16 protein-coding genes are annotated in these 17,799 nt (G+C 62.0%); 9 read left to right on the top strand and 7 right to left on the bottom strand.

Annotation, left to right across the window (positions count from 1 at the left end; translation table 11 throughout):
* Window positions 1-41: 41 nt before the first annotated feature.
* Window positions 42-419, top strand: a complete 378-nt coding sequence (locus H9529_RS14845) for a hypothetical protein (protein ID WP_176846920.1) — start codon at window positions 42-44, stop codon at window positions 417-419.
* A 261-nt stretch (window positions 420-680) separates the two neighbouring features.
* On the opposite strand, the gene H9529_RS14840 is transcribed toward H9529_RS14845, so the two are convergent.
* From H9529_RS14840 to H9529_RS14825, 4 genes are all read right to left on the bottom strand, one after another.
* The gene (locus H9529_RS14840; RefSeq protein WP_092886471.1) at window positions 681-1,355 is read right to left on the bottom strand and encodes a type 1 glutamine amidotransferase domain-containing protein; all 675 of its coding nucleotides are present in this window, start codon (window positions 1,353-1,355) and stop codon (window positions 681-683) included.
* Between the two features lie 30 nt (window positions 1,356-1,385).
* Window positions 1,386-2,417, bottom strand: coding sequence for an NADP-dependent oxidoreductase (locus H9529_RS14835; RefSeq protein WP_092886469.1), 1,032 nt, complete (start codon window positions 2,415-2,417; stop codon window positions 1,386-1,388).
* Between the two features lie 70 nt (window positions 2,418-2,487).
* Window positions 2,488-3,084 carry an SDR family oxidoreductase gene (locus H9529_RS14830; RefSeq protein ID WP_092886467.1) on the bottom strand — a complete coding sequence of 199 codons (597 nt, stop codon included), beginning with the start codon at window positions 3,082-3,084 and terminating at the stop codon, window positions 2,488-2,490.
* A gap of 142 nt (window positions 3,085-3,226) precedes the next feature.
* Entirely contained in the window at window positions 3,227-4,615 is a 1,389-nt protein-coding gene (locus H9529_RS14825; protein ID WP_092886465.1) for an NAD-dependent succinate-semialdehyde dehydrogenase, read from the bottom strand.
* 191 nt (window positions 4,616-4,806) lie between these two features.
* On the opposite strand from H9529_RS14825, the gene H9529_RS14820 reads away from it, so the two are divergent.
* Window positions 4,807-5,481, top strand: coding sequence for an SDR family oxidoreductase (locus H9529_RS14820; protein ID WP_092886463.1), 675 nt, complete (start codon window positions 4,807-4,809; stop codon window positions 5,479-5,481).
* Window positions 5,482-5,930: 449 nt separating this feature from the next.
* Here H9529_RS14820 and H9529_RS14815 read toward each other — a convergent pair whose 3' ends face one another.
* The gene (locus H9529_RS14815; protein ID WP_176846918.1) at window positions 5,931-7,385 is read right to left on the bottom strand and encodes a sensor histidine kinase; all 1,455 of its coding nucleotides are present in this window, start codon (window positions 7,383-7,385) and stop codon (window positions 5,931-5,933) included.
* The gene (locus H9529_RS14810) at window positions 7,385-8,113 is read right to left on the bottom strand and encodes a response regulator transcription factor (protein ID WP_092886457.1); all 729 of its coding nucleotides are present in this window, start codon (window positions 8,111-8,113) and stop codon (window positions 7,385-7,387) included. The genes H9529_RS14815 and H9529_RS14810 overlap by 1 nt, the downstream gene beginning before the upstream one ends.
* A gap of 189 nt (window positions 8,114-8,302) precedes the next feature.
* On the opposite strand from H9529_RS14810, the gene H9529_RS14805 reads away from it, so the two are divergent.
* The 4 genes from H9529_RS14805 to H9529_RS14790 all read left to right on the top strand — a co-directional run bounded on the left by H9529_RS14805 (window position 8,303) and on the right by H9529_RS14790 (window position 12,525).
* Window positions 8,303-9,547: an ABC transporter substrate-binding protein gene (locus tag H9529_RS14805; RefSeq protein ID WP_092887068.1), complete on the top strand. Its 1,245-nt coding sequence runs from the start codon at window positions 8,303-8,305 to the stop codon at window positions 9,545-9,547.
* Between the two features lie 123 nt (window positions 9,548-9,670).
* Entirely contained in the window at window positions 9,671-10,540 is an 870-nt protein-coding gene (locus tag H9529_RS14800) for a carbohydrate ABC transporter permease (RefSeq protein ID WP_092886455.1), read from the top strand.
* Entirely contained in the window at window positions 10,533-11,423 is an 891-nt protein-coding gene (locus tag H9529_RS14795) for a carbohydrate ABC transporter permease (protein WP_092886453.1), read from the top strand. Before H9529_RS14800 ends, H9529_RS14795 begins: the two co-directional genes overlap by 8 nt.
* A 4-nt stretch (window positions 11,424-11,427) precedes the next feature.
* Complete coding sequence (locus tag H9529_RS14790) at window positions 11,428-12,525, top strand: ABC transporter ATP-binding protein (RefSeq protein ID WP_092886451.1); 1,098 nt, start codon at window positions 11,428-11,430, stop codon at window positions 12,523-12,525.
* A 798-nt stretch (window positions 12,526-13,323) separates the two neighbouring features.
* On the opposite strand, the gene H9529_RS14785 is transcribed toward H9529_RS14790, so the two are convergent.
* Window positions 13,324-13,794 carry an Lrp/AsnC family transcriptional regulator gene (locus tag H9529_RS14785; protein ID WP_092887065.1) on the bottom strand — a complete coding sequence of 157 codons (471 nt, stop codon included), beginning with the start codon at window positions 13,792-13,794 and terminating at the stop codon, window positions 13,324-13,326.
* A 107-nt stretch (window positions 13,795-13,901) separates the two neighbouring features.
* Here H9529_RS14785 and H9529_RS14780 point away from each other — a divergent pair, with 107 nt between their 5' ends.
* From H9529_RS14780 to H9529_RS14770, 3 genes are all read left to right on the top strand, one after another.
* The gene (locus H9529_RS14780) at window positions 13,902-15,392 is read left to right on the top strand and encodes an aminotransferase class V-fold PLP-dependent enzyme (RefSeq protein WP_092886447.1); all 1,491 of its coding nucleotides are present in this window, start codon (window positions 13,902-13,904) and stop codon (window positions 15,390-15,392) included.
* Window position 15,393: 1 nt separating this feature from the next.
* Entirely contained in the window at window positions 15,394-16,227 is an 834-nt protein-coding gene (locus H9529_RS14775) for a class II glutamine amidotransferase (RefSeq protein WP_092886445.1), read from the top strand.
* 142 nt (window positions 16,228-16,369) lie between these two features.
* Window positions 16,370-17,788, top strand: a complete 1,419-nt coding sequence (locus tag H9529_RS14770) for an FAD-binding oxidoreductase (protein ID WP_092887062.1) — start codon at window positions 16,370-16,372, stop codon at window positions 17,786-17,788.
* Window positions 17,789-17,799 lie beyond the last annotated feature (11 nt).

Below are 17,799 nucleotides of genomic sequence, written 5' to 3'. Positions count from 1 at the left end.
GCAAGCTTCTGCGACGGGAACAACGTTCGAAAGATTAATGAGTGGCACTCAGGAGGTTTGATGTGACGTTCCATGACCAGCTACGTTCGACCTTTCGGTTGGGCTCGGCCATCCTTTTGGGAAGCGCCCTGTTCGCCGCTGCCGTCTACGGTGCCAACGTGGCTGGCTACGCGGCGCTGAGCGACGTTTTCTCCATCATCACGCTGATTGTCTTTGGTGTCGCCTTTGTGACCTTGGTGGCGGGTCTAGTCGGACGCAGCGCGCACCGCTGGGTCTGGTTCAACGTGATTTCGCGTTCCAAACGGGTGATCTTTGGTCGCACGGCCGCCCAAAGGCTTCTTGCAAGCCCCGCCAGCCCCGTGCTGAGGTTCTGGCTGCATATTGATCGTGATGGGCAGGATCGCGACGGCCTTGTCTGAGCTATTGCCGCCCTGCCAACGGCGTGAGTGTCGGGGGGCCGGGCATTGGCCGGTTGGGGCGGCGTATGGGATGCGAAAGGTCGCGGGGCGTGATCAGTGCAACTTGTGGCGCCCGCCGTGCGGATCGCCGCCCGGGTGACCGGCGCCAACCTGGCTGTCGGCGCCAGCATGCCGTCAAGCGACCATGCGCCCTGCGAGAGACGATGCAACCGATCTCGCAGGGCCGTCGGGACAAAAACCGGACGCGGCAGGCACGCCGGTTCAGAGAAGGCCCAGCAGTTTGCGCGCAGCGCCTTCGGACGAAGCAGGGTTCTGACCGGTGATCAGCTTGCCATCTGCCACCACGAAAGACGCCCAATCCGCGCCTTTCTCGTAGTTTGCACCGTTGGCTTTCAGCATGTCCTCGACCAGGAAGGGAACCACCTTGGTCAGGCCAGCGCCCTCTTCCTCGGTATTGGTAAACCCGGTCACCGTCTTGCCCGAGACCAGCGATTTGCCGTCTGCGCCCTTTGGATGCTTGAACACAGCGGGGGCGTGGCAGACTGCGCCGATGGGGCGGTCGCTTGCGGCGAAGCTTTCGATCAGCTTGATGCTGTCGGCATCCTCGGACAAGTCCCAGAGCGGGCCGTGGCCCCCGGGATAGAAGATCGCATCGAACCCATCTGCCGATACCGTGGACAGCACGGCACTGTTTGCCAGATCGCTTTGGGCCGCCTTGTCGCCCTTGAAGCGTTTTGTCGCGTCGGTCTGGGCATCGTCGGTGTCGCTGCCCGGGTCCACGGGGGGCTGTCCGCCCTTGGGCGAGGCAAGCGTGACCTCGGCGCCTGCGTCCTTGAAGACGTAATAGGGAGCGGCGAATTCTTCCAGCCAGAAACCAGTCTTCTTGCCGGTGTCGCCGAGTTGGTCATGCGATGTGAGGATCATGAGTATTTTCATGGGTTTGGTGCCTTTCTATCTGTGTATGTTTCAGGCGGTCAGTTTGATGACGCGCTTGCCGAATGCGTCGCCCTTCAGCAGTCCGACGAAAGCCGAAGGGGCGCGTTCCAGACCGTCGATCATTTCCTCGCGGTATTGGACTTTTCCGTCTTTCACCCATTCGCCCATCTGCTTTGCAAACTCTGGGTACAGGTGACCAAAGTCATCGAAGACGATGAAACCGCGCATCGTCATGCGCTTGCGCAGAATCTTGCCAAGCAACAGGTTCATCCGATCAGGACCATCCGGCAGCGCGGTGGCGTTGTATTGTGAGATCAGGCCGCAGACCGGGATGCGGGCCGAGGTATTGAGCAAAGGCAGCACGGCGTCGAAAACCGCGCCCCCGACGTTTTCAAAATAGATGTCGATGCCATCTGGCAGCGCCGCTTTCAGCGCGTTCGGAAACCCGTCTGCCTTGTAGTCGATGCAGGCATCGAAACCCAGGGTGCCCGTCACATGGGCGCATTTCCTGGGCCCGCCCGCGATACCGACGACATGCAGCCCGAGGATCTTGGCGATCTGACCCACAGTGGCCCCCACCGGACCGCTGGCGCCAGCCACGACAAGCGTCTCACCCGCCTTCGGCTGGCCGATCTGCGTCAGGCCCGCCCACGCGGTCAGGCCCGGCATCCCCAGAACACCCAGTGCCCAAGACGGATTTTCGGGTGACTTGCCCATATTGATCACACCGGTGCCGTCGGACGGCGCATAATCCTGCCAGCCGCCGAACGCCTGCACCCAGTCACCCGCCGCGAACCCGTCCACGTCGGATGACATGACCTGCGCGACTGTACCGCCAACCATGACGGCACCGATCTCGACCGAAGCGGCATAGGATGGCGCGTCGCTCATGCGGCCCCGCATGTAAGGATCCAGCGAAAGATATTCGTTGCGCAGCAGCATCTGCCCCTTGCCGGGGGTCGCCACATCTTCGGTTTCAAGCCGCAGGGTGTTGTCGTCAGGTTCACCCTTGGGGCGCTGTGCGAGAACGAACTTGCGGTTCACGCTTTCGGATTGTGCCATTCTTCAATGTCCTTTCAGGAAAAACCGGATACCGGGGCTGAACACCTTGGCGTCTGTCCCGGTTGCAAGGTCAGGCAGATTGCATATCCTGTGCGATGCCATCGAAGCGCCCCGTGGTGGCGGCTTCCGCCAGCACATGGGCCACGTCGGCGCGCGAGGCACTCGCGGATTTGTCGACGTCTTTGCCCAAGATCACATCCGCACCACGCCCGTCGTCGGTCAGCGCAACCGGGCGCAGGATCGAATAGGTCAGTCCAGAGGCCTGAAGGTGTGCATCGGCCGCGTGTTTGGCCTTCAGGTAGTGGGCGATTGCTCCTGGCGGGTCGGACTGGTCCGCACCGACCGAGCTGAGCATCACGAACCGCGCCACGCCTGCGCCACGTGCCAGATCGACAAGGCGTTTGGCGCCGTCCCGGTCCACCTTGTCGGTCATGTCGGGGCCTGTGGAACTGCCGGAGCCAGCCGCGAAGACGACCGCCTGCATCCCGTCGCACACGCCGTCAGGCAGGTCGGCCAGATCCCCGTGACGCACGTCGACGCCTTTTGGAAGTGCGCTGATGTCAGAGCTTTCGCGCACGAGCGCCGTCGGCTTGTGGCCTGTGTCGACAAGTTCCTGAATCAGGTACTTACCGGTTTTGCCGGTGGCGCCGGCGACGAGGATCTTCATGCTCATGTTGGCTTCCTAACTTCTTGATATACTGGCTAACTTCTTGATGGACTGGGTGTCGTTGGCGGCCACAGCTGTCATCTGGTGATGCCTTGTACCGATTGCAAACTGCAATCGGTGCAAGGCCGCCCGTGACGCAAGATCACGGCAGGAAGATCGACTTTACGTTGACGAATTCCTTCATGCCAAAACCCCCATGCTCGCGCCCGTAGCCGGAGTCCTTGACCCCGCCGAACGGCATGTTCGGATCGGCGGCACCGAACGAGTTGATGCGGATCATGCCGGTGTCGAAATGATCGCGGGCCAGCCGCACGGCGCGGTCCTCGTCTTGCGAAAAGATCCCGCCGCCCAAGCCGTACCGGCTCTCGTTGGCCAGACGCATGGCGTCCGTGTCATCCCTCGCACGGATAACCGACGCGACAGGCCCGAAGATCTCGTCGTCGTAGGCTGGCATCCCGGGTGCGAGATCGGCCAGCACGGTGGCGGGATAATAGGCCCCTGTCCGGTCAGGCGCTTTGCCACCGCACAGGATTGTTGCCCCCTTGGCAACGCTGCCTTCCACCTGCGCCTTGACCGTGTCGAACTGGTCTTGACTGGAAAGCGGGCCAAGCTGGTTGGCCGCGTCGGTCGGATCGCCCATGGTGATGGCCTTCATCTGCGCGACGAAGGCGTCGACAAAGGCGTCGTAGACTTTTTCGGTCACGATGAACCGCTTGGCCGAGACGCAGGTCTCACCGTTGTTGTAGAGCCGCCCCATGACCGAAAACTTCACCGCCGTCTCGATATCTGCATCCTCCAGCACGAGGTAGGCGTCGTTCGACCCCAGTTCGAGCACGGTCTTTTTCAGCGCCTTCGCGGCCACGGCCCCGACGTGCCGCCCGGCACCATCGCTGCCCGTGAGCGTCACGCCACGGACCAGTGGATGGGCGATCAGCTTGTCGCTGGTGTCATGGTCGATCACGACGACCTGAAACAGGTCTTCCGGCAGACCAGCCTCGATGCACAATTCGCGCAGGCGCATGCCAGAGCCGGTGCAGATGCTGGCATGTTTCAGCACGCAGCCGTTGCCCGCCATCAGATTGGCAGCAAGCACGCGGATCGGCTGGTAGAGTGGAAAGTTCCAGGGTTGGATCGAATAGATCACGCCAATCGGCCGGTAGCTGACGAGCCCGCGCTTTGGCCCGCGCTTTGCATCAGAACCGTGCGTACGCTCTTCATCGGCCAGCATCGCGGGGCCATTCTGCGCAGTGTAGTCACAGATCGCCGCACAGATCTCGACCTCGATCTGTCCGTCCTTCAGCAGCTTGCCCGTTTCGCGTGTCATCAAGGCGGCCAGTTCATCCGCGTGATCGCGGAGCTTCTGGCCGATCTTCTTCAGAATCGGGACCCTTTCCTGATGGGTAAGTTTGCTCCATTCTACAAACGCTTCATGGCAGGTCTCGAGACGGCGCGTCGCCTCTCGTTCCGTCATGAGGTCGTAGGTCTGGATGTGTTCCTCGGTCGCGGGATTGATGGTCGTAATTGTCGGCATGGGAACCCCTTCAGCATTTCACCAGACAACGCAGCGCGCTGGCGTTCGTTCCATTTCCACACCGGCAACAGGGCAAAAAGTCAGCCCCCAAAGCCGGTCCGGCCCTGCCCAACCGGCGCATTTCGGGTAGGATGCAACGGAACCGGCGCGCAAGCGTTGACCCCCTCAATGACTTTAGAAAAGGACGCAACATGAGCACCAAGGCACTTTTCATCACGGGCGCATCAAGCGGGATCGGGGCGGCCACAGCGCGTTTGGCGGTCGCACAGGGCTGGCAGGTCGGGCTGTTCGCGCGATCCGAAGACAAGCTTGAGGCACTGGCGGCTGAATTCGGCGACAAGGCCATGGCCCTGCCCGGGGACGTCACCGACCTCGAAAGCCAGAAGGCAGCGATTGCGGCATTCGTTGACAAGACCGGCGGACTGGACGCGGCTTTCGCCAATGCCGGGATGGGACTATCGGGCGCGGGCACCGAGGCCGGCGATTCTGAAGAATGGGAGCGGATGATCGGTGTGAACGTCATGGGCGTTTTGTGGACCGTCATGGCGACGATGCCACATCTCAAGAAACGGTCCGGGCATATGCTCCTGACCGGGTCCGCTGCGGGACGGCGTCATATTTCAGGGTCCGTTTATGGCGCGTCGAAATGGTTCGTCCATGGCTATGGCGGCAATTTGTCCGAGGAAATGAAGGCGTTTGGGGGACGATGCACGGTCATCGCGCCGGGCATGGTCAACACGGCGTTCTTTGATGAACCGAAACCGGACAAGTTGCAGCCCGAGGACGTGGCCCGGGCCGCGCTTTTTGCCCTCGACGCTGACCCGCGCTGCGCCACGAACGAGATTTTCCTGATGCCAACGCAATAACTGCGGCCCGAGACCGTGCAATGCGCTCCTGATGGCGCTTCGCCGAAATTGCAATCGCGCAACGGGCGCGGCATCGTTGCAGAATCGGACCGGAGGGAGCGCATCTTTACCCCGATCCGGCGATAGCCCGGCGGCATGTCATGCCTGCTGTTCGTGGCCACCGCCCTGACGCGCTTGTCAGCGGTCGCTGCGTTTAGCACCATGTCCCCGAAGCCGCAGATACCGATGGCGCCGATCCACGCCGCCGTGCGGGCCAAGGTCGTCGTCGGCGGCCATGAAGTTCTGCGGGAGGGATCAGGCGGGGCGACCACGGTGCGCGGGGCATCGCCGCTTTCGCCGACAAAGGAGCGGCCAAAGGAGCGGCCTAAGGCGGGCATGACGTCCTGCCAGATGATGTTTTATTGCATTCCCGAGAACGGATCGTTGCACCAGACCCTGGGATCACCCACCTAGCCGCGCGGCAAGATCAGCCTTGCGCATAGGCCAGTGCTGCGTTGTTCGAATTCCAGCGCACCGCCGTGCTGCGCCGCAATTGTCGCGACAATGCTGAGCCCCATACCAAAGCCGGAAACCGGCGCGCCGTCTGCGGCCGTCAGGTTCGGCCCGCGCTGAAACGGGTCGGTCAATTGTCGCAGCTTTTCGGGGCTGAGGTCGCGGCCAGCATCCTGCACCTCGATCACCACATGTGTTGAGGTGGTCAGCAAGGCCACCTGCGCGCGGCGGCCATATTTCATCGCGTTCTCTATCAGGTTTGAGAGTGCGCGTTCCAGCGCAAGCGGGCGGCCACGCAACAACAAACGCCGCCCTTCTGGCAAGGTCACCCGGCGCTTGCGCCCGGTGCCAAAGACCGTCCCGGCACTTTCCATGCTGACAGGGGCCTGCGGGACAAGGCTGACCGGCTGGCCCGTGTCCTGAAAATCATCCACGACCGCTTCCACCAGCGCGGTGAGGGAAAAGTCACGCTCTGCCTCGGCGGCGATTTCGGTGCGGGTAAAGGTCAGCACTTCCTCGATCATCTCGGCCATGCGGTCCAGATCAGCCTCGAATTTCTGGCGCAGGGGCGCGTCTTCGATCAGCGCTGCGCGCAGGCGCAGGCGCGTGGCCGGGGTTCCCAGATCGTGGCTGACACCTGAAAGGACAATCGCCCGGCGTGCCAGCGTTGCGCGTTCCTCGGCAAGGTAGCCATTCACCGCGCGGATGGTCGCGCGCAGTTCTTCAGGCCCCGCAGGCGCAAGATCATCCGTCTGGCCGGGACGGCTGCGGGCCGACAGTTTGCGCGCAAGATCGCGAAACCCAGCCGTGACATCCGCCGCGTGGCTGAACAAAGCCATCAGCGTCAGCCCCGCCAGCAAGAGTGCCCATAGCCGCAGGTCGCGCGGTTGCGCGTCACAAGACCACAATGCGCTTTCAACCCGCCACCATGGCCCGTTCTCGGCACGCAAAAACACGACCGGGTCCGAACAAAGCTGCGCCATCATACGCGACAATGCTGCCATGCCCCCATAAGCCCCGGCATCCGCGCCAAGCTGCGACACAGGGTATTGCAGGCTGGCGCTGACAACCTGCACCTGCAACCGCACACCGCCGCTTTGACCGGCACCGTCCGGTCCGGACTGGCGAAACGCAAGGGCCGTAATGCGCGCCGATGCGGGCAGCCCTGCATCTTCGTACCCGGGCGGTGGCGCGTCGGACGTGACGGGTCCTATGGCGACCAGCCGCGTCTCATCCGGCCTTGGTGCGGCCAGCAATACCGCCGCCGCAATATCGCGCCCGGTTTGCGCCGCCCGCGCCAGATGATCGTCCCACGCGCGGGTTGATGACAGCCACATCCCCGCCGAGATCACGCCAACCGCCATTGCAACGGTGATCCAAAATCCGGCCCAGCCGCGCAATGTGCGGATCATCAAAGCACCTTGACCGAACATGCAAGGACATAGCCCACCCCGCGCGCGGTGCGGATCAAGGCAGGCTCTTTCGGCGTCTCTTCGATCTTGCCACGCAACCGGCCCACCAGCATATCAATCGCGCGCCCCTCGGCGGGGTCGGCGGTGCCTTCGCCCAACAGGTCCATCGCTTCGGCGATCTCATCGCGGGACAGCGGAATTTCGGGATTGGCCAACAGCACCTGCAGCAGCTGCCGTTCGCGGGTGGACAATGCGACCTCAAAACCGCCGGGCGCGCAAGCACTACCTTCGCGGGTGTCATAGCGCCAGCCCGCAAACGCATACACCCGCGATTGCCGCCGGTATGCCAGCGACGTCGCCCGCCGTGCCCGGCGCAGGACGGCACGCACGCGCGCGACCAGCAGTTCGGGGTTGAACGGTTTTGCGATGTAGTCATCGGCACCCGACCGATAGCCCGCCATGCGCTGATCATCCGCCGACAGTGCCGACACCATGATGATCGGAACATCATGATCTTCGCGCAGCTTTTGGCAGATGCGCAGCCCGCTTTCATCGCCCAGCATCACATCCAGCAAAATCAGATCAACGCGGCCCTGGTCCATGCGCTGCGCGACACCTGCGCCGTCGTGAACACCGACAGCTGCAAAGCCGTTGCGCTGCAACCAGCCAACCATCATGGCACACATTTCCACGTCGTCATCGACCACCAGTAGTCGCGGAATGGTCATGTGCGTTCCCCTTGTTTGTCTGGCGCATCCCTGCTTTAGCAGCAGATGCCCGCCTTTTGTAACAGCTTGTAACAACTGACCAAGGAATGTGCATAAAGGCAGGTGCAAGCCTGTTGCACGACACGGGCTCACTGCGCCAAGGTCGCATTTGTACGGCGGATGTCTCGCCGACCATCTGGGAGGATGATCATGAAAATGAAGACGATTCTTGCGACGTCAGTCGCGTCTTTCTGCTGCGCTACGATCGCGTTCGCAGAACCCCAAGCCGAAGTCCTGCATTGGTGGACATCGGGCGGCGAAGCCCGTGCGGTTTCTGTACTGCAAGAAGAATTTTCCAGCCGTGGCGGTACCTGGACCGATATGCCCGTGGCTGGTGGCGGTGGCGACGCGGCCATGACCGCGCTGCGCGCACGCGTTCTGTCGGGCAACGCCCCAACCGCCGTGCAGTTGAAAGGCCCTGCCATTCAGGAATGGTATGAGGAAGGCGTGCTGGCTGACATTTCCGCCGTGGCCGAGGCCGAGGGCTGGGCCGACATTCTGCCCACGTCCATCGCCGGGCACATGCAGTGTGACGGCACATGGTGCGCCGCGCCGGTCAATGTGCACCGCGTGGATTGGGTCTGGGCCAACAAAGCCATTCTGGACGAGCACGGCATCACCATGCCGACCACATGGGACGAATTCAACGCGGCCGCCGAAACGCTGCAAGCAGCCGGTGTAACGCCGTTGGCCCATGGTGGGCAATCGTGGCAGGACGCGACCATTTTTGAAACCGTGGTGCTTGGCCTTGGCGGGCCGGAGTTCTTCCGCGCGGCCCTGATCGATCTGGACATGGACGCGCTGCAATCGGATACGATGAAAGCCGTCTTTGACCAGATGCGCACCATGCGCGGGTTTGTCGACAGCAATTTCTCGGGCCGCGACTGGAACCTTGCCACGGCGATGGTCATGAACGGAGAAGCTGCGTTCCAGATCATGGGCGACTGGGCAAAAGGCGAGTTTCTGGCTGCGGGCAAAGTACCGGGCGAGGATTTCCTGTGCGCATCAACCCCCGGCGAAGGCTATCTGTACAACGTCGACAGCTTTGCCATGTTCACGGTTTCGGGCGAAGACAACATCGCGGGCCAGAACTTGTTGGCCGAGCTGATCGTGGGCGAGAACTTCCAGGAGGTCTTCAACCTCAACAAAGGCTCGATCCCGGTGCGCAACGATGTGGCACTGGACGCGTTTGATAGCTGCGCTGTGCTGTCATCGGAGGACATGGTCGCCACGTCTGACGCTGGTTCGCTTTTGCCATCATATGCCCATGGCATGGCACTGCGCGGCGCGCAGGCGGGTGCGATCACCGATGTCGTGACCGCACATTTCAACAGCGACATGTCGTCGGATGACGCCGTGCAAATGCTGGCCGACGCTGTCACCAACTCGATGTGATGCACCCTGGGGCCGGGGGCCGCAGTGCCCCCGGCTTGCTGCCAGTCGGTGGCATGGCACGCGCGCATTGCACATACGCCCTGCGCGCGACTTTTATTTCATCGGATCACGGAGGGTCTGCTCATGCAGTGGCTTGAACGCCATGTGCCCAAGATCGTGCTGGCACCCAGTTTCATCGCGGCGCTGTTGTTTGTCTATGGCTTCATCGGCTGGACGGCATGGGTGTCGTTCACCCGTTCGCGCCTGTTGCCGAACTACGATCTTGTCGGCACCATTCAGTACGAGCGGCTGTTCGCCTCGCCCCGCTGGGAGGTGGCGCTGAACAACCTCTTTATTTTCGGCGTGCTGTTTATCGGCATTTCCATGGTGCTGGGCCTTTTTCTGGCGATTTTTCTGGATCAGAAAATCCGCACCGAAGGCGTCTTGCGCACGATCTACCTGTATCCGATGGCCCTGTCGTTGATTGTGACCGGCACCGCGTGGAAATGGATGCTCAACCCTGGACTGGGTCTAGAGGCAATGGTGCGCGGGTGGGGGTTTGAAGATTTCCGCTTTGACTGGATCACCAATTCCGACATGGCGATCTATACCGTGGTGATCGCGGGCGTGTGGCAAGCTTCTGGCTTCGTGATGGCACTGTTCCTGGCGGGCCTGCGGTCGGTTGATGGTGAAATCATCAAGGCAGCACAGGTCGATGGCATCCCTACCCACCGGATTTACACGGCAATCATCATCCCTTCGATGGCCCCGATCTTTCTGTCAGCCTTCATCGTTCTGGCGCATCTGGCGATCAAGAGCTTTGATCTGGTGATCGCCCTGACCGGCGGCGGCCCCGGCTATGCGACCGACCTGCCCGCCACGTACATGTATGCCATGGCGTTTTCGCGCGGCGACATCGGACAGGCGGCGGCCAGCGCGACGGTCATGATGATTATCGTTTTCGCAATTGTCGTTCCCTACCTTTATTCAGAGTTGAGGGCGAAACATGACTGACGCAACCTATCCCGCGCAGAAACAGTCGCGGGCCCTCCAGATCGCGTTGCGGTGGGGATTGTACCTCATGCTGTCAGTTTTCGCCGTATGGTACCTGATGCCGCTGTTCGTCATGCTGACGACATCGCTGAAAAGCCTTGAGGAAATCCGCACCGGATCGCTGATCGCACTGCCACGGGAAATCACCTTCGATGCCTGGCGCACCGCATGGTCCGGGGCTTGCACCGGCGTAAAATGCGAGGGGCTGCAACCCTATTTCTGGAATTCGGTCATGCTGGCCGTGCCTGCGGTGATGATCTCGACCATCTTGGGGGCGCTGAACGGCTATGTCGTGGCGCAATGGCAATTTCGCGGTGCCAATCTGATTTTTGCCCTGATCCTGTTTGGCTGCTTCATCCCGTTTCAGGTCGTGCTGTTGCCCATGGCGCGCACGCTGGGCCTGCTGGACATCGCGGGCACCATTCCGGGACTGATCTTTGTACATGTGATCTATGGGGTCGGGTTCACCACGCTGTTTTTCCGCAACTACTATGTGACAATCCCGGCCGAACTGACCAAGGCGGCGAAGATCGACGGCGCGGGTTTCTTCCGCATCTTCTGGTCGATCTTTCTACCCTTGTCGCTGCCCATCATCGTGGTGACCGTGATCTGGCAATTTACCCAGATCTGGAACGACTTTCTGTTCGGGGTGTCCTTCAGTCAGGCGGGAACGCAGCCGATCACCGTCGCGCTCAACAACATCGTCAATTCCACCACCGGCGTCAAAGAATACAATGTCGACATGGCCGCCGCGATCATCGCCGCGCTGCCGACACTGCTGGTCTATGTCGTTGCCGGAAAGTACTTCATCCGCGGTCTGACCGCAGGATCTGTGAAAGGATAACCCCATGTCTGGCATTCTTGACATCAAGGGCCTGTACAAAAACTACGGTGCGACCGAAATCCTGAAAGACATCAATGTCGGCATCGACAAGGGCGAATTTCTGGTGCTGGTCGGGCCGTCGGGCTGTGGCAAATCCACGCTGCTGAACTGTATCGCGGGGTTGGAGCCGATCAGCGGCGGCGCGATCCGCATCGCGGGTCAGGACATGACGCATGTCAGCCCCAAAGACCGCAACATCGCCATGGTGTTTCAAAGCTACGCGCTTTACCCCACCATGAGTGTTGCGAAAAACATCACATTCGGGATGCAGGTGCGCGGCATAGATAAGGCCACGCAAGCCAGCAAACTGGCTGATGTTGCCCGCCAATTGCAGATCGAGCCGTTGTTGAAGCGGCGGCCCGGCCAATTGTCCGGCGGGCAGCGCCAGCGCGTCGCCATGGGCCGCGCCCTCGTGCGCGATCCTGCATTGTTCTTGTTTGACGAACCGCTGTCGAACCTTGATGCAAAACTGCGCGTTGAAATGCGCACCGAAATCAAGCGCCTGCATCAAGATCTTGGTGCAAGCATGGTATATGTCACCCATGACCAGATTGAGGCGATGACGCTGGCCACGAAAATTGTCGTCATGAAAGGCGGCATCATTCAGCAGATCGGCACGCCGCATGAAATTTACACCCGGCCCGCCAATACTTTCGTCGCCGATTTCATGGGCAGCCCTGCGATGAACCTGATCCCGGCCCGCGCGACGCCGAATGGCCAGGGCAGCATGATCGAAATTGCACGCGACGGTGCCGAGCCGCTACGGCTGATCGAAGCGCGCCACGCCGGGCTGGAAGGCGATATTCTGCTGGGCCTGCGCCCGGAAGACATGCACGAAGCCGCAACCCGTCCGGGAACACCTTTGCAAGGCGGCGGGGTGCGGGTGGATGTGGTCGAACCCGCCGGCGCCGACACCTATGTCGTGGCGCGGTTGGGAGGCAAAGAAGTGACCTCGCGCCTTGGCGCAGACACCAAAGCACGCACGGGCGAGGTGCTGGAATTCGGGTTTGACCTGTCCAAGGCGTCATATTTCACACCGGAGACCGGCGAAAGGCTTGCATAGGGCATACGCGCAGAGGCTTCGAGGTACCGTCGCATGTCGCGTGGGTACATTTGCGGAAGACACATCCCCGGTCATGCGCGCTGAACACCATCTCTTGGCCCGCGCGCATGTGGGCCTGCGCGAACAACGGTATAGGCGGCATCACCCCTGCCCCGAAACTGAAGATGGCTGCGTTGGCTCTGCGCACTTGTCCCGTGAAAACGGGACGATAGCTCAGACGCTGCGGGCAATGGAATGATGGCAAAAGCCTGGCGCGGAACGCGGCACAGGTTCTTTCGAGCGGCTTTGTTGACTGCGTGCAGGGCGTCGGGAGGGCGCATCCACACCATCAAGAAAGCCTGTATCCGAAGACGCCTGCACCGGGTGCCTTACGACCCGGACACCGTGACCGCCACAAGATGAGGAGTGGGCACGATTTTATCAATGGCACCGACCGATCCAATCTGTAGCTTCGCGCCATACGGCATCTTGAACGCGGCCACAGCGCAACGGGGACACATGACCTTCCGGACCGCGAAAGCGCGAAGCTGAGAGCCCAGCGTGGCGGCCCCGCCGGTGCGAGGCGGGTTTTTTTGTATCCTGAGGCCAGGTCTGGCTTCGATGAAAGAAGCGTCAACCGAATGTGCGTCGACATTTGATTTCAAGTCGGCGTCAGGCGGCCATAAGAAATTGTTTTGATACATTTTTTGGCGCGATCAAGTCACATGCGCTCATTCTTGCGCGCGTATTCAGGCAACGGCTGCTTCTATTGTCCGGCTTGAAGCTGCCAAAGGGCTAGCGCGACAAGGCGCGGCTGCTCTATAGCGGCATATCACGCTGGTCAGCAATTTTCTCCATGGTCATGAAAGAGGTGACTGTATCCAGTTCCACCTTCTCGATCAGACGCTGATACACACGATCAAAATCGTTCATGTCCTCGGCCACCACCTTCAGCATATAGTCGTAATCCCCCGCGATCCGGTAGAAATCAATCACATTGGGAATGTCGGACACCGTGCGCCGGAATACTTTCAGCCAGTCCGCAGAATGGTGGCGGATGCGGATCATCACGAAGACCGTCAACCCCAGCCCGATCCGCGACGGGTCCAGAAGCAACGACTGCCCCCGGACCACGCCCGCCGCGCGCATGGCCTGAAGCCTGCGCCAGCATGCATTCTGCGACAGGCCTACGGTCTCCGCCAGGGCGCGCTGCGACAGAGTGGGATCGCGTTGCAGGGTTCGCAGGATGGCGCGGTCCATTTGATCGAGTGATATGGCTTTTTCGGGCATTTTTGACAACAATTTCCCTATAATTTTCGCGCATTCGTTGTCGTATGATCGCGATTTTTCTTCATAATGATAGGGCAAACTTCACTTCAAGAACCGGAGTCCACGCCATGTCTGTTGCTGAATGCCCCCTCGACCGCTTTGCCCGCCAGTTGGATCGCCCTGATCTGGTGGACTGGTTGCGGGGGGGCCTCATCGGCGAAGGTATGCCTGTGCCCGGCCCCTTTGGCACCAACCCGCTGATCTATGCGGATTATGTGGCCTCTGGCCGCGCGCTGGAGCAGGTGGAACGCTTCGTGATGACCGAGGTTCTGCCGTGGTACGCCAACAGCCATACCGAGGCGTCGTTCTGCGGTGCAACGATGACGCGGATGCGGCGTGCAGCACGGGCCACAATCGCACGGATGACCGGGTCGGATGACAGCAACCACGCGGTGATCTTTGCCGGCGCCGGAGCCACCGCGGGCATAAACCGGCTGGTGCACCTGTTCGGGCTGCCCGATGTTGTGGCGCGCGGCGGGCGGGCGGTGGTGTTCGTAGGCCCCTATGAACACCATTCCAACATTCTGCCCTGGCGCGAATCAGGGGCCGAGGTGATCGAAATCCCCGAGGCCGTGCAAGGCGGCCCCGACATGTCGGTGCTGGCGCAGGCGCTGGCGGACACCGCCGGGGCGGATCTGCGGATCGGCGCATTCTCGGCCGCATCGAACGTCACGGGGATCATCACGGATGTGGACGCGGTCACCAGGCTGCTCAAGGCCCATGGTGCGCTCAGCCTGTGGGACTATGCCGGTGGCGGCCCCTACCTGCCCATCGACATGAATGCCGGGACCGATTGCGCCATCGACGCCGTGGTCGTCTCGCCACACAAGTTTCCAGGTGGGCCAGGCGCATCGGGCATCCTGATCCTGCGCAAGGATGCCGTGTCGCGCACGCACCCGGTCCACCCTGGCGGCGGGACGGTCCGGTTCGTGTCGCCAACCGATCATGTCTATAGCGACAGCTTGGCCGAGCGGGAGGAAGCAGGCACACCGAATGTCATCGGCGATATCCGCGCGGCCCTGGCTTTCATCGTCAAGGATGCCATCGGGCAAGACGTGATGGATACGCGCCATGCGGCGTTCAACGCGCGCGCGCAGCGGGTCTGGAGCCAGAATCCCCGGCTGGAATTGCTGGGCACGGACAAAGGCCCAAGGCTGCCGATCTTCTCGTTCCGTGTGCGTGGCGCGCAGGGCGGCCATGTGCATCATCAACTGTTCACTCGGATGCTCAGTGATTGTTATGGCATTCAGGCGCGGGGCGGCTGCGCCTGCGCCGGCCCCTACGCGCATCGCCTGCTGGAGATCGACGACGCGCAATCCGTTGCCCTCCGCGATGCCATCCTTGCCGGGCAGGAAATGGCCAAGCCCGGCTGGATCCGCCTCAACTTCAGCGTGCTGCTGGACGATGCCAAGGCCGACCGGATCATCAAGGCGGTCGACGCGCTGGCGCGCAACCCGCACCCGATGCTGGACGCCTACACCGCCGATCCTTCCACCGCGCGCTTCGCTCCGGTCAGTCAGGCCGCGGGCACAGACAGCACCCGAACGGCGGCGGCCTGACATGTGCAGATGGGTTGCGTGGCTCGGCAAGCCGGTTTTCATGGAAGACCTCATCAGCCGCCCCGAGCATTCGCTGATCCACCAGAGCCGGGACGCGCATTGCTGCAAAACCGCCATCAATGCCGATGGCGTCGGTGTCGCATGGTATGGCGCGCGGCCCGAACCCGGCATCTACAAGGATACGCGCCCGGCATGGTCCGACCCCAATCTCTTGCAGATCGCGCGCCAGATCGCGGCGCCCGTGTTTTTGGCGCATGTCCGCGCCTCAACCGGCAGTGCGACCAGCTACAACAACTGCCATCCTTTCGCCGTTGGCCGCTGGTCCTTCATGCACAACGGCATGGTCGGCGGTTTTGGCAAGCTGCGCCGTCGCGCAGAGATGGGCATAGATGAAGACATCTACGCGCACCGCTACGGCGCCACCGACAGCGAGGCGGTGTTCCTGACCGCGCTGGGGCTGGGGCTGGACGCGTCCCCGCTGGACGCAATGGCACACGCCGTCCGTCAGCTGGAAGGAATGGCGGCAGAGATCGGCGCCACCCCCGGCATGCGCTTCACGTCCTGCTGGTCAGACGGTCATACCCTTTATGCGGCGCGCTATGCCTCGGATGCCTTTGCGCCGTCGATGTATTACCAGCGATCGGCAGAAGGCACGTTGATCGTGTCTGAACCGCTGGACAGCGACGGCGGCAGCTGGACCGAAGTGCCCCCCAACACGGCCGTCATCGCCACGCAGGCTGATTTTTCGGTCGTGCCCTTCATGTCAGATGTCGCGACGCCAAATGTGGTGGCGCAGGGCGAAATGCCCCGCACGCTCAGCGTGACCGGCGCCTGACACTTGCCGCCCCTTTGGGGAGGGGCCACGCCGTCTGACGCCGTCTGACGCCATCCGGTCGGGCCGCTTCCCAAAACCTCACAAACAGGTTGTGAGGTACCTCAGCTTGATGTATGTAACATACAAGGTGGGGGAGGACATCATGGCGCCTTTGGCAACGAAAGCGGATCTTCTGGCAGAACTGCGCGGCGTGCTGGGGCCTGCGGGCTGCCTGCAAGGGGCGGACATGCCCGCGCGCAACCGCACGGACTGGAGCTTTCTGCCCCCCGCCGACCCGCTTGCCGTGCTGCGTCCCGCTTCGACCAGCGAGGTTGTTGCGATCCTGCGCCATTGCCATGCACAAGGTATTCAGGTCACACCGCAGGGCGGAATGACTGGCCTTTGTGGCGGGGCCCGCCCGCTTGACGGCGGCGTGGCGCTGTCGCTGGAACGCATGTCGGGGGTCGAAGCGATTGATCCCCACGGCATGACCATGACGGTCCTCGCCGGTACCCCGCTCGAAACCATCCAGAAAGCGGCGGCGGAACAGGGCCTGTTCTTTCCGCTGGATCTGGGGGCACGGGGGTCGTGCACCATCGGCGGCAATATCGCGACCAATGCCGGGGGGAACCGCGTCATCCGCTATGGCATGACGCGCGATCTGGTGCTGGGCCTGGAGGTTGTTCTGCCCGATGGGACTGTGCTGCCCATGCTCAACAAGATGATCAAGAACAACGCCGGATACGACCTGAAGCAACTTTTCATCGGCGCCGAAGGCACGCTGGGCGTGGTGACTCGGGCCGTGCTGCGCCTCTATCCGCAGCCCGGCTGCACCAGCGCGGCACTGTGCGTCGCACGTGACTATGACGCGGTGCTGGCCGTGCTGGCCGCAGCGCGGCAGCGGCTGGGGCCGCTGTTGTCCGCGTTCGAGGTCATGTGGTCCGACTACTGGCTTCAGGCCACGACACGGGTGCCCGGCGTGCGCGCGCCGGTTGAGATCGCGGGCGGCAGCCACGCCATCTTGATCGAGATGCAGGGCCTCGATCATGTCATCGACGGCGCGCGGTTTGAAAGCCTGCTGGAAGACCTGATGGAAAAAGACCTCGTACAAGACGGTGCCGTTGCGCAAAGCCTGGGCGATATCGGGGCCTTCTGGGCCACCCGGGACGCGGCAGCCGAGTTCGCACACCCGACGGTCATCGGCCCGCACATTAGTTTCGACGTTGGGCTGCCGGTCAGCCAGATGGACGCTTTCGCGGCGCGCGCCAAGGCCGCGCTGGCGGATCAGATCGGTTGCCAGTCGGTCTATTACGGCCATGTCGGCGACGGCAACCTGCATGTCGTGGCCTGGCGCCCCGGTGCCGACCCGCAGCCTCTGCCTGAAGCCAGCCGCATCGTCTATGGCATCATCGGCGAAATGAAGGGCACCGTATCGGCCGAACACGGTATCGGGACGCTGAAAAAACCCTACCTGCCGCTCAGCCGGGGACCTGCCGAAATGGACCTGATGCGCCACATGAAGGCCGCGCTGGACCCGCAGGACCTCATGAACCCCACCAAGATTTTCGACGGATCACCCTGATCGCCCGCCCG

Origin of the sequence: Roseicitreum antarcticum (genome assembly GCF_014681765.1) — a bacterium.
Classification (GTDB): Bacteria; Pseudomonadota; Alphaproteobacteria; order Rhodobacterales; family Rhodobacteraceae; genus Roseicitreum; species Roseicitreum antarcticum.
Note: the sequence above shows the minus strand (reverse complement) of the source record. Positions and strands in the feature narration are given on the sequence as shown.

Coding starts and splice junctions, on each gene's coding strand:
- H9529_RS14825 (WP_092886465.1), bottom strand. CDS start 4,615: ATGCCGACAATTACGACCATCAATCCCGCGACCGAGGAACACATCCAG.
- H9529_RS14815 (WP_176846918.1), bottom strand. CDS start 7,385: ATGATCCGCACATTGCGCGGCTGGGCCGGATTTTGGATCACCGTTGCA.
- H9529_RS14775 (WP_092886445.1), top strand. CDS start 15,394: ATGTGCAGATGGGTTGCGTGGCTCGGCAAGCCGGTTTTCATGGAAGAC.
- H9529_RS14780 (WP_092886447.1), top strand. CDS start 13,902: ATGTCTGTTGCTGAATGCCCCCTCGACCGCTTTGCCCGCCAGTTGGAT.
- H9529_RS14800 (WP_092886455.1), top strand. CDS start 9,671: ATGCAGTGGCTTGAACGCCATGTGCCCAAGATCGTGCTGGCACCCAGT.
- H9529_RS14790 (WP_092886451.1), top strand. CDS start 11,428: ATGTCTGGCATTCTTGACATCAAGGGCCTGTACAAAAACTACGGTGCG.
- H9529_RS14830 (WP_092886467.1), bottom strand. CDS start 3,084: ATGAAGATCCTCGTCGCCGGCGCCACCGGCAAAACCGGTAAGTACCTG.
- H9529_RS14835 (WP_092886469.1), bottom strand. CDS start 2,417: ATGGCACAATCCGAAAGCGTGAACCGCAAGTTCGTTCTCGCACAGCGC.
- H9529_RS14785 (WP_092887065.1), bottom strand. CDS start 13,794: ATGCCCGAAAAAGCCATATCACTCGATCAAATGGACCGCGCCATCCTG.
- H9529_RS14795 (WP_092886453.1), top strand. CDS start 10,533: ATGACTGACGCAACCTATCCCGCGCAGAAACAGTCGCGGGCCCTCCAG.
- H9529_RS14805 (WP_092887068.1), top strand. CDS start 8,303: ATGAAAATGAAGACGATTCTTGCGACGTCAGTCGCGTCTTTCTGCTGC.
- H9529_RS14820 (WP_092886463.1), top strand. CDS start 4,807: ATGAGCACCAAGGCACTTTTCATCACGGGCGCATCAAGCGGGATCGGG.
- H9529_RS14810 (WP_092886457.1), bottom strand. CDS start 8,113: ATGACCATTCCGCGACTACTGGTGGTCGATGACGACGTGGAAATGTGT.
- H9529_RS14840 (WP_092886471.1), bottom strand. CDS start 1,355: ATGAAAATACTCATGATCCTCACATCGCATGACCAACTCGGCGACACC.
- H9529_RS14770 (WP_092887062.1), top strand. CDS start 16,370: ATGGCGCCTTTGGCAACGAAAGCGGATCTTCTGGCAGAACTGCGCGGC.